The 13,902-nt window shown below is 73.7% G+C and carries 10 protein-coding genes and 2 tRNA genes; 8 read left to right on the top strand and 4 right to left on the bottom strand.

All coding sequences use genetic code 11. The features are described 5' to 3' along the window. Positions 1-40 precede the first annotated feature (40 nt). The 5 genes from ACH4UM_RS14610 to ACH4UM_RS14590 all read left to right on the top strand — a co-directional run bounded on the left by ACH4UM_RS14610 (position 41) and on the right by ACH4UM_RS14590 (position 5,133). On the top strand, positions 41-958 hold the full coding sequence (locus tag ACH4UM_RS14610) for a bifunctional MaoC family dehydratase N-terminal/OB-fold nucleic acid binding domain-containing protein (protein WP_398177924.1): 918 nt from the start codon (positions 41-43) through the stop codon (positions 956-958). Beyond that, complete coding sequence (locus tag ACH4UM_RS14605; protein ID WP_398177921.1) at positions 955-1,362, top strand: MaoC family dehydratase; 408 nt, start codon at positions 955-957, stop codon at positions 1,360-1,362. Before ACH4UM_RS14610 ends, ACH4UM_RS14605 begins: the two co-directional genes overlap by 4 nt. Further along, the gene (locus ACH4UM_RS14600; RefSeq protein ID WP_398177919.1) at positions 1,359-2,525 is read left to right on the top strand and encodes a lipid-transfer protein; all 1,167 of its coding nucleotides are present in this window, start codon (positions 1,359-1,361) and stop codon (positions 2,523-2,525) included. The genes ACH4UM_RS14605 and ACH4UM_RS14600 overlap by 4 nt, the downstream gene beginning before the upstream one ends. Before the next feature lie 248 nt (positions 2,526-2,773). Beyond that, entirely contained in the window at positions 2,774-3,334 is a 561-nt protein-coding gene (locus tag ACH4UM_RS14595) for a SigE family RNA polymerase sigma factor (protein ID WP_398177916.1), read from the top strand. Positions 3,335-3,477: 143 nt separating this feature from the next. Continuing rightward, positions 3,478-5,133, top strand: coding sequence for a long-chain fatty acid--CoA ligase (locus ACH4UM_RS14590; protein WP_398177913.1), 1,656 nt, complete (start codon positions 3,478-3,480; stop codon positions 5,131-5,133). Positions 5,134-5,366: 233 nt separating this feature from the next. Here ACH4UM_RS14590 and ACH4UM_RS14585 read toward each other — a convergent pair whose 3' ends face one another. Then, positions 5,367-6,599: an MFS transporter gene (locus tag ACH4UM_RS14585; RefSeq protein ID WP_398177911.1), complete on the bottom strand. Its 1,233-nt coding sequence runs from the start codon at positions 6,597-6,599 to the stop codon at positions 5,367-5,369. Positions 6,600-6,729: 130 nt separating this feature from the next. Between ACH4UM_RS14585 and ACH4UM_RS14580 the strand changes: the two genes are divergently transcribed. Continuing rightward, entirely contained in the window at positions 6,730-7,308 is a 579-nt protein-coding gene (locus tag ACH4UM_RS14580; protein WP_398177908.1) for a TetR family transcriptional regulator, read from the top strand. A 41-nt stretch (positions 7,309-7,349) separates the two neighbouring features. Here the strand turns inward: ACH4UM_RS14580 and ACH4UM_RS14575 are convergent, their stop codons facing one another. After that, on the bottom strand, positions 7,350-12,065 hold the full coding sequence (locus ACH4UM_RS14575) for a PAS domain-containing protein (RefSeq protein WP_398177905.1): 4,716 nt from the start codon (positions 12,063-12,065) through the stop codon (positions 7,350-7,352). Positions 12,066-12,274: 209 nt separating this feature from the next. Beyond that, positions 12,275-12,850 (bottom strand): SSI family serine proteinase inhibitor, encoded by a 576-nt coding sequence (locus tag ACH4UM_RS14570; RefSeq protein ID WP_398177902.1) that lies wholly within the window; start codon positions 12,848-12,850, stop codon positions 12,275-12,277. 183 nt (positions 12,851-13,033) lie between these two features. Here ACH4UM_RS14570 and ACH4UM_RS14565 point away from each other — a divergent pair. Continuing rightward, positions 13,034-13,124 (top strand) — tRNA-Ser (locus tag ACH4UM_RS14565). Between the two features lie 204 nt (positions 13,125-13,328). Then, positions 13,329-13,401, top strand: a tRNA-Arg gene (locus ACH4UM_RS14560). 81 nt (positions 13,402-13,482) lie between these two features. Here ACH4UM_RS14560 and ACH4UM_RS14555 read toward each other — a convergent pair. Next, positions 13,483-13,698, bottom strand: coding sequence for a hypothetical protein (locus ACH4UM_RS14555; RefSeq protein ID WP_398177899.1), 216 nt, complete (start codon positions 13,696-13,698; stop codon positions 13,483-13,485). Positions 13,699-13,902 lie beyond the last annotated feature (204 nt).

Here is a 13,902-nt window from a genome sequence, read left to right as displayed (position 1 = left end):
TGGTCTTGACACCCCATCAGTTCTGACAGACAGTCAGAAAATGGTCGAGCAGCAGGAGGACGAACTGGGCGCGCGGCTCAAGCAGTTCGAGGGGCGCGCGGCCGCTGTCGCCGGGACCGGCAAGGACCCCGTGAACGCGCCGATGATCCGGCACTGGTGCGAGGCAATGGGCGACACGAACCCGGCCTACACCGGGCCGGACGCGATCGCCCCGCCCACGATGCTCCAGGTGTGGACCATGGGCGGCCTGTCCGGTCACGCGGGACGCACCGACGCCTACGGCGAACTGCTCGCGCTGCTCGACGCGGCGGGCTGCACCTCCGTGGTCGCCACCGACTGCGAGCAGGAGTACCTGCGGCCCCTGCGGCCGGGGGACCGGGTCACCTTCGACGCGGTGATCGAGTCGGTCTCGGACCGCAAGACCACCAGGCTCGGCACGGGGTACTTCGTCACGACCCGGATGAACGTGAGGGCGGGAGCGGAACTCGCCGGCACCCACCGCTTCCGCATCCTCAAGTACGCGCCCGCGCGGAAGCGGCCTGCCGAGGGCCGGCGCCCCCGCCCGGTGGTCAACCGGGACAACGCCGGCTTCTGGGAGGGAGTCGCCCGGCACCGGCTGCTGATCCAGCGGTGCACCGGCTGCGGCACCCTGCGCCACCCCTGGCTGCCGGGCTGCAACGCGTGCGGCTGCCTGGAGTGGGACACGGTCGAGGCGAGCGGCGAGGGCACCGTCCACTCCTACGTGGTGATGCACCACCCGCCCTTCCCCGCCTTCGACCCTCCCTACGCGGTCGGCCTGATCGAACTGGCGGAGGGGGTGCGGATGGTGAGCAACGTGGTGGGGGTGCCGTACGACAAGGTGCGCATCGGGCTGCCGGTCAGGGTGGAGTTCCGGCGGTACGAGGACGACGGCGGCGCCCTGGTCCTGCCGGTCTTCCGGGCCGGGGAGGGGCGATGAAGGAGACGGTGCGGGCGGGCACGCGACTGCCCCCGCTGGAGATCCCCGTCACACGGACGCTGATCGTGGCGGGTGCGATCGCCTCGCGGGACTACCAGGACGTGCACCACGACCCGGAGGCGGCCCGTGACAGGGGCTCCCCGGACGTCTTCATGAACATCCTGACGACCAACGGCCTGGTCGGCCGCTACCTCACCGACCGGCTCGGCCCGGCGGCCGTGCTCCGCAAGGTGGCCATACGGCTCGGGGCACCCAGCCACCCGGGCGACACCCTGGTGCTGTCCGGCACGGTCGAGGAGGTGGACGGCGCCACGGCGACGGTCCGCGTCCGCGGCGAGAACCGCCTGGGCACCCACGTGACCGGCACGGTCACCGTCATCCTCCCCCCGGAGGGCGGGTCATGAGCGCGCGCACCCGGGACGCCCTCGGCGGACGCGCGGCGATCGCCGGGATCGGGGCGACCGAGTTCTCCAAGGACTCCGGGCGCAGTGAGCTGCGGCTGGCCGTGGAGGCGGTGCGGGCGGCGCTCGACGACGCGGGGCTCGCACCCGGGGACGTGGACGGAATGGTCACGTTCACGATGGACACCAGCCCCGAGATCACCGTGGCCCAGGCCTGCGGGGCGGGCGAGCTGTCCTTCTTCTCCCGGATCCACTACGGCGGCGGGGCGGCCTGCGCGACCGTCCAGCAGGCGGCACTCGCGGTCGCGGCGGGCGTGGCCGAGGTGGTGGTCTGCTACCGCGCCTTCAACGAGCGCTCGGGCCGCCGGTTCGGCGCCGGGCTACAGCACCGGGAGCCGTCGGCGGAGGGCGTGGCGCTCGGCTGGGCGTTGCCGTTCGGTCTGCTCACCCCGGCCTCCTGGGTGGCGATGACAGCCCAGCGCTATCTGCACACCTACGGGCTGACGCCGGAGGCGTTCGGGCACGTGGCCGTCACCGGCCGCAAGTACGCGGCGGCCAACCCGGCGGCGTACTTCCACGGCAGGCCCATCACCCTTGCCGACCACGCGGCCTCGCGCTGGATCGCCGAGCCGCTGCGGCTGCTGGACTGCTGCCAGGAGACGGACGGCGGCCAGGCGCTCGTCGTCACCTCCGTCGAGAGGGCCCGCGACCTGCCGCGCCCGCCCGCAGTGGTCGCGGCGGCGGCACAGGGCGCGGGCCGTGCCCAGGAGCAGATGACCAGCTACTACCGTGACGACCTGACCGGCCTGCCGGAGATGGGTGTGGTGGCGCGCCAGCTGTGGCGGACGTCCTCACTCACCCCGGCCGACATCGACGTCGGCATCCTGTACGACCACTTCACGCCGTTCGTGCTGATGCAGCTGGAGGAGTTCGGGTTCTGCCGCAAGGGGGAGGCGGCGGACTTCGTGGCCGGGGAGCGGCTGCCGCTGAACACACACGGAGGACAGCTCGGCGAGGCGTATCTGCACGGGATGAACGGCATCGCGGAGGCCGTACGGCAGCTGCGCGGCACCTCCGTGAACCAGGTGCCGGGGGCGGCCCGGGTCCTGGTGACGGCAGGCACCGGCGTGCCGACGTCGGGCCTGGTCCTCACGGCGGACGGCTGAAGCCACCCCGTACCCCGCTCTCTCCGGCGCCGCCCAGGGTGTCATCCCGGGCGTCATCCCGGGCGTCATCCCGGGCGTCATCCCGGACCTCACCGAAGGCGCCACCCAGGGGTGAACCCGCAGTGCGCGGCCCCGCCTCGTCCACCTCCAGTAGGTGCGGTCGACCCCACCCCTACAACCTGAGGCGGACTCCGCTTCGGGACCTGCGGCCGATCCGCGGGAGCCGGTGCCGCTCCTAGCGTGGAGCCATGACCACACCCGTCTGCACCAGCGCGTCGACCGCGGCCGTCCCGGCGACGCAGAGCCTGGCGTATCCGTCGTTCACGTCGTACGTGCGGGCCCGCCGGCCGGTGCTGCTGCGCACCGCCCGGTCGCTGACCGCGAACCCGAGCGACGCGGAGGACCTGCTGCAGACCGCGCTCACCAAGACCTACGTCGCGTGGGAGCGGATCGAGGACCACCGGGCGCTCGACGGCTACGTCCGCCGCGCGCTGCTGAACACCCGCACCTCGCAGTGGCGCAAGCGCAGGGTCGAAGAGTTCGCCTGCGACGAGATGCCGGAGCCGGAGCCGGCGCCCGGTGAGGCGGCCGACCCGGCGGAGCAGCAGGCGCTGCGCGACGCCATGTGGCGGGCGATCATGAAGCTGCCCGCCCGGCAGCGGGCGATGGTCGTCCTCAGGTATTACGAGGACCTCTCCGAGGCGCAGACGGCCGAGGTGCTCGGCGTGTCCGTGGGCACGGTGAAGTCGGCGGTGTCGCGGGCGCTCGGCAAGCTGCGCGAGGACTCCGAGCTGGGGCTCGTGCGCTAGCCGGTGTGTGCTGCGGCACGGACGGCCAGTGCAAAAGGTCACGTGATCGATGACCCGCCCCTAGTGACATACCAAGTGGTATGTGCGCAGAATCAGCGCATCCCTTACCACCGCGTAGGCAATGTCGCCCCGGGAGGACCGCCGTGCTGAGCACCATGCAGGACGTACCGCTGCTGATCTCGAGGATCCTGACCCACGGGTCGGCGATCCACGGCTCGTCGCAGGTGATCACCTGGACCGGTGAGGAGGAACCGCATCGCCGTTCCTTCGCCGAGGTCGGTGCCCGCGCGGCCCAGCTGGCGCACGCCCTGCGCGAGGACCTGGGAGTCGTGGACGACGAGCGCGTGGCCACCCTGATGTGGAACAACGCGGAGCACCTCGAGGCCTACTTCGCGATCCCCTCCATGGGCGCGGTCCTGCACACGCTCAACCTCCGCCTCCCCGCCGAGCAGCTGGCCTGGATCGTCAACCACGCGGCCGACCGGGTGATCATCGTCAACGGCTCCCTGCTGCCGCTGCTCGCCCCGCTGCTGCCGCACCTGAAGACGGTCGAGCACGTGGTCGTCACCGGCCCCGGCGACCGTTCGCTGCTCACCGGCGCCCCCGCGCGGATGCACGAGTACGAGGAGCTCATCGCGGCGAAGCCGACCACGTACGACTGGCCGGAGCTGGACGAGCGCCAGGCCGCCTCCATGTGCTACACCTCCGGCACCACCGGCGACCCCAAGGGCGTCGTCTACAGCCACCGTTCCATCTACCTGCACTCCATGCAGGTCAACATGACGCAGTCCATGGGCCTGACCGACCAGGACACCTCGCTCGTCGTGGTCCCCCAGTTCCACGTCAACGCCTGGGGCCTGCCGCACGCCACCTTCATGACCGGCGTGAATCTGCTGATGCCGGACCGCTTCCTGCAGCCCGCCCCGCTCGCCGAGATGATCGAGCGCGAGAAGCCCACCCACGCGGCCGCCGTCCCCACCATCTGGCAGGGTCTGCTCGGCGAGCTGACCGCCCGCCCCCGGGACGTCTCCACCCTCACCCAGGTCACCATCGGTGGCTCGGCCTGCCCGCCCTCCCTCATGCGGGCCTTCGACGAGCTCGGCATGCGGGTCTGTCACGCCTGGGGCATGACCGAGACCTCCCCGCTGGGCACGGTGGCCCGTCCCCCGGCCCACGCCATCGGCACGGACGAGGAGTTCTCCTACCGCCTCACCCAGGGCCGCTTCCCGGCCGGCGTCGAGGCCCGCCTCACCGGTCCCGGCGGCGAACGCCTCCCCTGGGACGGCGAGGCGGCGGGCGAGCTGGAGGTCCGCGGCCCCTGGATCGCCGGCGCCTACTACAACGGCCCCGACGCCGAACCGCTCCGCCCCGCCGACAAGTTCAGCGAGGACGGCTGGCTCAAGACCGGTGACGTGGGCACCATCAGCCCCGACGGCTTCCTCACCCTCACCGACCGTGCCAAGGACGTCATCAAGTCCGGCGGCGAGTGGATCTCCTCGGTCGACCTGGAGAACGCCCTGATGTCCCACCCGGACGTCGCCGAGGCCGCCGTCGTCGCCGTGCCCGACGACAAGTGGGGGGAGCGCCCGCTGGCCACCGTCGTCCTCAAGGAGGGCGCCACCGCCGACTTCGAGACCCTGCGCGCCTTCCTCGCCGAGGAGGGCAAGATCGCCAAGTGGCAGCTCCCGGAACGCTGGACGGTCATCGAGGCGGTCCCGAAGACCAGCGTCGGCAAGTTCGACAAGAAGGTGCTGCGCCGGCAGTACGCGGCCGGGGAACTGGACGTCACGAGTCTCTGACGGCCACGGACGGGTAGGACGCCCTCCCCGACCGCCACGCACAGCGGTACGCCCGGGTGGACAGCCATGGACAGCCATGGACAGCCATGGACAGCCATGGACAGCCATGGGGCTGCCACCCGGCGCCCCCCACCACGCGCACCCGGCGCCCCCCCCACCACACGCACCCGGTGGCCAGCCGGCACGCACATGGCACGTACATGGCGCGCAAGTGGCCCCGCCCCCAGGGCCCGTTACCGCCGGCCCGGCGGTACCGAAGTGGTCACCCACCCCAGCACCAGCCACACCGCCGCGATCGCGCACACGCCCGGCCAGCCCCAGTGGGCGAAGGCCGGGCCGGCCGCGGAGGAGGCCAGGGCGGCGCCCGCGAAGCCGGAGACGACATAGGCGGTGTTGGCGGTCGCCGGGGTGGAGGTGGTGGTCAGGGCCAGGGTCTGGTTGGCCACGTGGGAGGCCACCAGCGCCGCGTGTATCGCGACGGCAGCCACGAACAGCGCGGCCATCACCTGCCCGCCCAGCCAGAACAGCGGCACGGACGCGGCGGCCAGGACGTATGCGGACCGGACGACCTTCGTGGCGCCGAAGCGGTCGACCAGCCCGCCCGCGAGCGGGGCCACCGCGCTGGCCGCCAGGCCGAAGAGGCCGAAGAGCCCGGCGGTCGCGGTAGACAGGCCGTAGGAGCGGCCCGTGAGCAGCAGTGCGAGCGAGGTCCACAGGGCGCTCCAGGCGCCGAACATCCCGGCCTGCCGCAGGCACGCCCGCCACAGCTCGGGCGAGTGCCGGACGAGTCCCGGCAACGCGGTGACGCCGGACAGCAGGGGGCCGGTGCGGCGGCGGCGCTCCGCGGGCAGGGCCAGCGCGGTGGCCACCCCGAGCGCGAGGGTCAGCACGGCCGCGCCCATGAACACCCAGCGCCAGCCGAAGGCCTGCCCGACCAGAGCGCCGAGCACCCGGGCGGCGACGATGCCGGTGAACAGGCCCGCGATCACCGCGGCGACATGGCGGGCGCGGCGGTCGGCGGGAGCGCGTTCGGCGACCAGAGGGACGAGCAACTGCGGGACGACGGTCGCGGCGGAGGCGACGAACACGGCGGCCGCGAGGGCGCCGGTGCCGGGCGCCGCGGCGGCTGCGACGAGCGCCGCCGTGGTCGCCAGGGACAGCACGGCGACCAGGGGGCGCCGGTTCACGCGGTCGCCGAGCGGGGCGAAGAACAGCAACCCCAGCGCGTATCCGAACTGTGCGACCGAGGCGATCCAGGCCACGGCCGGGGGCACCGAGCCGAAGTCGTGGGCGATGAGGGGGAGCAGCGGGGCCGCCAGGTAGATGTTGCCGGCGGTGACCGCGGTGCACAGGGCGATGAGGGTCAGCAGGACGGTGGCCGACCGGTCGGTGCCGGCAGGGGTGCCGGTCGTCGTCGGCCGGGCGGGGATGCGTGCCTCGCGGGTGGGTGTGAACGGCTGTGGCATGGGCTGAGGGCCTCCGGTGCTTCCGTGCGCTTCCACAACCAACTGGTTGGTTGGAGTGATGAACAGTCTGCGACGGCAGTGAATTCCCTGTCAACCAAATAGTTGGTTGCCTGCGCGCTACCCTGTCCCCATGGCAGCAAGGGACCCCGAGGCCACCAAGGCCCGGATCTTCGAGGCGGCGGTCGCCGAATTCGCCCGCCACGGCATCGCGGGCGCCCGGATCGACCGCGTCGCGGCCGAGGCCAAGGCCAACAAGCAGTTGATCTACGCCTACTTCGGCAACAAGGCGCAGCTGTTCTCCCAGGTGCTCGGGCGCTGCATGGTCGACCTCGCGGCCGCCGTCCCGGTCGACCCGGACGACATCGAGGGCTGGATGGACCGGCTGCTGGACTACCACGCCGCCCACCCCGAACTGCTGCGCCTGCTGTTCTGGGAGGGCATCGAGTACGGCGCCGCCGAGCTGCCCGACGAGGCCGAGCGCCAGGACCACTACGCCCGCAAGGTCGCCGCGATCCAGGAGGGCCAGGACCGGGGCGTCATCGCCGACGCGATCCCCGCCCGGGACCTGTTGTTCCTGCTGGTGGCCCTGGCCAACTGGGCCGTCGTCGTGCCGCAGATGAAGCGCATACTGGTCGGCGGCGAGGACCCCGACCGGGACCGGCTGCGGGCGTCCATCAAGGAAGCGGCCCGGCGGCTCGTGGCGAAGTAGCCGCGCGGGCCGACGTCAATCGGTGCCTGTGCGGGCCGACGTCAATTGGTGCCGATGCGGGCCAGCAGGTCGACGATCCGGGTCTGCACCTCGCTGCTGGTGGACCGCTCCGCGAGGAACAGCACCGTCTCGCCGGAGGCCAGCCGCGGCAGGTCGGCCTGGTCGACGGCCGCCGTGTAGACCACGAGCGGGGTGCGGTTGAGCTGCCCGTTCGTGCGCAGCCAGTCCAGGATCCCGGCCTGGCGCCGGTGCACCTGCATCAGATCCATCACGACCAGGTTCGGCCGGAACTGCCCGGCGAGGGTCACCGCGTCGTTGTCGCTCGCGGCCCGCGCCACCTGCATCCCGCGCCGCTCCAGCGTCGCCGTCAGCGCCAGCGCGATCTCCGCGTGTTCCTCGATCAGCAGCACGCGCGGCGGGTGCTGCTCGCTGTCGCGCGGCGCGAGCGCCTTCAGCAGCACGGCGGGATCGGCGCCGTAGGCCGCCTCGCGCGTCGCCTGCCCGAGTCCGGCCGTCACCAGCACCGGCACCTGCGCGGCGACCGCCGCCTGCCGCAGGGACTGCAGCGCGGTGCGCGTGATCGGTCCGGTCAGCGGGTCGACGAACAGCGCGGCGGGGAAGGCGGCGATCTGCGCGTCGACCTCCTCACGCGAGTGCACGACGACCGGCCGGTAGCCGCGGTCGCTGAGCTCCTGCTGGGTGGTGACGTCCGGGGCCGGCCAGACCAGCAGCCGGCGCGGGTTGTCCAGCGGCTCGGGGGGCAGTTCGTCGTCCATCGGCTGCGGCCGCGGGGTGTCCGCGATCTCCACCGCGCCGCCCGGACCGTCCAGCGGCTCGGGTCCCTCGGCGGCGTTCTCGTCCGGGGCCCCTATGGCGTACGACCGCCCGGCGCCGTCGGTGGGCTGCGCCGGCCCGGACGGCGGCTGCCCGCCCAGGGACGGCTGCGCGGGGGGTCCGGCGACCGCTGGGACAGCGCCGGCTGCGGGTGCGCCGGGGGCCATCGGGGCAGGGGAGGAAGCTGCCGGGGCCGCGGGGGTTGCGGGTGTCGTGCCTGCCGCGGGGGATCCGCCCAGGGATGGTTGCGCGAGTGGCTGCTCGGCGTGCGGGTGCGGGCGGGCGCTCTGTTCCGGGCGCTGCTCGGGGCGTGCGGCGGCCGGGTCGGGCGGGGTGCCCAGCTTGCGACGGCGGCCGGAACCGCTGGTTGCGTGTGGGGGCGGCGTGGCCGACGGCGCCTGCGGCGCCTGCACCTGTGCGGCCTGCCGGCTGAACGGCACGCCCTGTCCGAGCGTGCGCACACTGATCGCCCGCCCCTGCGTCGAGTTCGGGTCGACGGACGTGGCGGCCTCGGCGGGCAGGGGCTGAGCGGCGCGCGGGTTGGCGGGGCCGGCGACGGACTGTCCGGCGGCCCGGGCGCCGGGGTGCGCGACGGGCCGGCCGGCTGTCTGCCCGGGGACCTGGTGGCCGCCCGTCTGCTCGGGCGGGAGCGCGGTGCCGGGGGCCGGGGTGCCGTGGGGCGGAGTGCTGGGAGCGGGGGGCATGGCTCCGCTTGCTGCCGCTGCCGCTGCCGCTGCCGCTGTTGCCGCTGCTGCGGGGGCGGCCGGGAGGCCGGGTGCGTTCGGGGGCACAGGGGTGCCGGGCGCATTCGGCGGCACGGGTAGGGGAGTGCCCGTACCCGGGGTGTCGTGGGCGCCGGGCCACGGCTGCGGGGCCGCAGGGCCGGCGGCGGGGACCGGCTGCACGGCGGGGGGGACCCCCTGGCCGGGCACGGCCTGCGCCGGGAGCGGTCCACCGGGGCCCGCCTGGGCCGGGGCGGTGGGGTTCTGCCCGGGAACGAGGGCGGCACCCTGCTGCGGAGGCGGCTGCGCGGGAGCCTGTGGTCCCGTCACCGGCTGCCCGGGGGCCATCTGCGGAACCGCCTGTTGCGGAACGGCTTGCGGAAGCGCCGGCGCACCGGGAACGCCCTGCGCGGGAATGCCCTGCGTGGGAATGCCCTGCGTGGGAATGCCCTGCGCGGGTGTGGCGCTCGCTGCCGCCGCGGTCTCCGGCGACTGGGCCGCCGCCCGCCGCCGCCGTCCGGTCGGCGCGTTCGCGGGATGCGGCTGCGGCGGAGTGTGGTCGTCGGCCTGGTCGTGGGGCACGGCGTCGTGCTGCCCCTCGTCCCCCGCGGGGCCGACGGCGGCGGCGCCCTGCGCCGGTACCCGGGCAGGAGCCGTGGCCGCACCTGCGGCCGGACCCGGCCCCGGAACGCGGGCGCCCCGGCCCTGCTGCTCCTGCACATCGGCCCCGTCGGCCATCCCGTCGGCCTTCGCGTCGCCGAGCCCGTCGGTCGGACGGTCGGCGTCGGCGGGCGGCAGGGCGAAGACCGTGCGGGGGACCGCCTCCTGCGCGGCGGCACGCTCGTTCGCCGCGGCCAGGGCACGCCGACGGCGGCCGGTCGGCCGTGGGGCGGGGTTGCCAGGGTGGGCAGGGTGGGCAGGCGTCGTCTCGCCCGCCGCCTCCGGTACGGCCCCCGGTGCCGCGCCCGACGAAACGGGCAGCGCCGGCGGCAGCGCGTGCGGCTCGCCGTTCTCGCGCCGGGCCCGCCGTCCGGTGGGAGCGGGCACGCCCTGCGGCGGCACCGTACCGCCCAGGCCGGTGCCCACCGCGGCCGTCCCCGCGGCATGTTCGGCCGCCGTCACCACGGCACCCTCGGTCACGCCCGTGTCCTCGGCAGCGCCCTCGGCGGGCCGTCCGCGTCGCCGTCCCGTACCGCCGGAGACCTCCGCGTGGGCTCCCTGGGCCGGAACCTGCGCGGGGGGCGCGGGCAGCACGGGCTGCACGGCCTGCCCAGGCTGAACAGGCTCCGCGGGCTCCGCCTCCGCACGCCTCCTGCGTCGCCCGGTCGGTGCCGGAGCGGCACCGGAGGCGTCGCCCTCGCCGCCGCTCTCCAGGAACGCGTCCGTGGAGGCCCGCCGGGCACGCCGCCGTCCACCGCCGCCCGCAGCCGGCTCGCGCACGGCGACCTCCGCGGAGACCCCCTCCTGGGGACCCACGGCCTCGGCAGCCGCCGGCAGCACCAGGGCGGCGTCGGCCGCGACGGCCCCCGCGATGGCCCCCGCCCCGCCCCCGAGCGGCACCTCGAGGACGTACGCGCTGCCGCTCATCCCCGGCACCTCGTGCGTCTGCAGCACCCCGCCGTGCGCCCGCACGATCCCGCGCACGATCGGCTCGTGCACCGGATCTCCCCCGGCGTACGGCCCGCGCACCTCGATCCGTACGACCTCGCCGCGCTGTGCCGCCGCCACCACGACGGTGTTGTCCATGTAACCGCCCGCCGACACGGGCGCGTTGCCGGTCGCGTCGACACCCGCGACGTCCGCGACGAGATGCGCGAGAGCGGTCGCGAGGCGCTGCGGGTCGACCTCCGCCTCGATGGGCGGCGCGTGCACGGCGAACTGGACGCGTCCGGGTCCGATCAGCTCGACCGCCCCGTCGACACCTGCGGCGACGACCGCGTCGAGCATGACCTTCGTACGGGTGATCTCCTCACTGCCGACGTCGAGGCGCTGATAGCCGAGGACGTTGTCGATGAGGGTGGTGATCCGCGAGTAGCCGGCCGAGAGGTGGTGCAGCACCTGGTTGGCCTCGGGCCACAGCTGTCCGGCGTCGTCGGCGGCGAGGGCGGACAGCTCGCGGCGGAGTTCGTCGAGGGGCCCGCGCAGCGAGCCGCCGAGCAGGGTCAGCAGCTGCTCGTACCGGGCGGCCAGCGCCTCGTAGCGGTCCTTCTCCCGCTCACCGAGCGCGGCGTACCGCTCCTCGTTCGCGGCGAGTTCCTCCGCGTGCCGCTCGGTGAGCTCCTCGACCTCGGTGACGTGCTGCTGGCGCAGGGCGGTGAGCTCGGAGGCGTGGTCCTCGGCGAGCCGTTCGAGCTCCTCCTCGTGCCGCTTCTCCGCGGTGGCCTTCTCCTCGGCGAGCGTGTCGTGGGGACGCCGGTCGGCGAAGGTCATGACGGCGCCGACGAGCTGGTCGCCGTCGCGCACCGGCGCGGTGGTCAGGTCGACGGGCACCTTGTCCCCGGCCTTGGACCACAGCACCTGCCCGCGCACCCGGTGCTTGCGCCCGGAGCGCAGGGTGTCGGCGAGCGGGGACTCCTCGTACGGGAAGGGCGAGCCGTCGGCGCGCGAGTGCAGCACGAGGGTGTGCAGCTCCCGGCCGCCGAGTTCGCCGGCCCGGTAGCCCAGTATCTGGGCGGCTGCCGGATTGACGAGGACGATGCGGCCGTCGGTGTCCGTCCCCACGACGCCCTCGGACGCGGCCCGCAGGATCATCTCGGTCTGCCGCTGCGAACGGGCCAGTTCGGCCTCGGTGTCGACGGTGCCGGACAGGTCGCGCACCACCAGCATCAGCAGTTCGTCGCCGGTGTAGCCGTAGCCGTCGTAGGCCTGCTGGCCGTTCTCCAGATTCGCGCTCGTGACCTCGACCGGGAACTCCGTCCCGTCGGTCCGCCGGGCGATCATCCGGGTCGGCCTGGTCCGCCCGCGCGGGTCGATGTGGTCGGGCCGGCGCATGGAACCGGGGATGAGTTTGGAGTCGAACTGGGGCAGCAGATCGAGCAGCCCGCGCCCCACCAGCGCCGTCCCCGGCGTCTCGAAGGCCTCCAGGGCGATGGTGTTGGCGTTGACGACCGTCCCGTTGGCGTTGACCAGCAGCAATGCGTCGGGCAGCGCGTCGAGTATGGCAGCGAGGCGAGCAGCGCCTCGGGATGGCCTGCTGCTCACGAGACGCTTCCTCCCTGTTACCGCACCTTGCCGACCGCGGGGGCCATCTTGCCAACCGGCCCGCGGCGTGTCACGCGAGGGAGTCTAAGCGCTGAGGTTGCGCCAGCGACGCCGGATGAGAGGGAGGTCGCACGAGGAAGTGAGGTCGAACCTGTGACCGTACGATTTCGCTTCGCACGACCTTCGCGAGACCTTTACGGACTCCCTGTTCACGCCCTGTCCGAGCCCCGTGCCGCCCGGGGCGGGACGCAGGTGGCCCGTGCGGGCGACCTGGAGCGGCCGTCCTGGGAGCCGAGGTCGGGCAGCAGCGGCACGAGCCGGTTCCAGCGGGCGATCCGGCAGCCGTCGCCGCGGTCGTAGCTCGCGTCCACGGGGCGCCCGGCCCAGGTCCCGGTGACATGGGCGGTGGCCGGCCCGCCGTACTGCATGGTGCAGATGCTGCCGTCCGGCACGGGCGCGAAGGTGTCCCGCCCCCAGCGCGTGTTCCGGTCGAGCGCCCCGCACGCACCTCGCGCATCCGGGTGGCTCCCGCCGTCGGGATGGCAGTACAGCTCGTACGTCCCGTCCCTGCCCTCACCCGCGTTCCGCACCGTCACGGTGAGGTGGTCACCGGCCCGGTCCTCGTCCCGGACGGGCGGCGGCGCACCGGCGGAGGCGGCGGCCGGTACGGCGGAGAGCGCCGTGAGGGCGAAGAGACAGAGGGGGGCGGAGCCGCCGAGCAGCAGCCGCCGCAGAGAGCGGCGCGCACCGGAGTACCGCGGGGAGGGGGAGCTGACCTGCACCATGACCGGACTAACGCGGCAGCCCCGCGGATGTTGCGCCCCGCCCGGCACCGCGCCCGCCACCATGACAAGGGCTTTGCCCTGGGCCCCGCCTGCCTAGTACCGTGGGTGGCGATTGGTGGCACCCCGCTCGACTGTGTCATCATCTGCACGCACCACTCGCGCGCTCGCGTGAGCGGTTGTGCTGGAGGCGTCGCCTAGTCCGGTCTATGGCGCCGCACTGCTAATGCGGTTTGGGCCTTAAAGCCCATCGAGGGTTCAAATCCCTCCGCCTCCGCGCGTGATCACCGAAGCCCCGGTCCATCCGACCGGGGCTTCGCCGTTCCGGCCATCTGCCCCACTCCACCTCCAGACCTCATTTCCGCAGGTCACAAGGGCTGCGGGCAATGGATTTCACATGGCGGCGGCAGTCATGTAATGTTCTTCCTGTCGCCGCCAGCGGACCGGAAGGGCCGAGAGCGAAGACAGAAAAAGAGAACAAGCACTCGTAGCTTAACGGATAGAGCATCTGACTACGGATCAGAAGGTTGCAGGTTCGAATCCTGCCGAGTGCACACAGATCGAAGGCCCCGCCGGTTCCACCGGCGGGGCCTTCGGCGTCAACGGGTGACATCAACGCCCTCGCGCGGTGTCATTCAGACTGCGCTGCCGTTGGCCGCGTCACCCTCGTCGTCGTCCCGCCCCGGCGCGCCCTCCAGTCGATCAACTGCGGGCGCCAGCGTGTACGTCTCCGGCGTGTACGTGTCCGGCCTCCTTCGGCCGTGCCTGCCGTCTCCGCGCTGGTTGATCATCGTGCCGGCCGACGCCGTGTGCTGGTGAGCGCCGTCGGCTGCGCTTCCTTCGGCTTTCACTCCGGGCCCGCGATCTTGGATGTCGGCTTGCAGTCCCGTCCCGCCCGGGGCGGGGGTGGCGCTCCCGGCCCGCTGTGCCCGGCCCTGCGCTTCGCCGCGCTTCGCCGCGCTTCGCCGCGCTTCGCCGCGCTCCGCTCCGGCTCCCGGCTGGGTCTGCGTGTCCGACGGCCTGCGGCGGCTCTCGATGGGGGCCAGAACCGCCAC

Origin of the sequence: Streptomyces sp. NPDC020801, from assembly GCF_044334385.1 — a bacterium.
In the GTDB taxonomy this organism is placed as follows: domain Bacteria; phylum Actinomycetota; class Actinomycetes; order Streptomycetales; family Streptomycetaceae; genus Streptomyces.
This window is presented reverse-complemented; position numbering and strand designations above follow the sequence as displayed.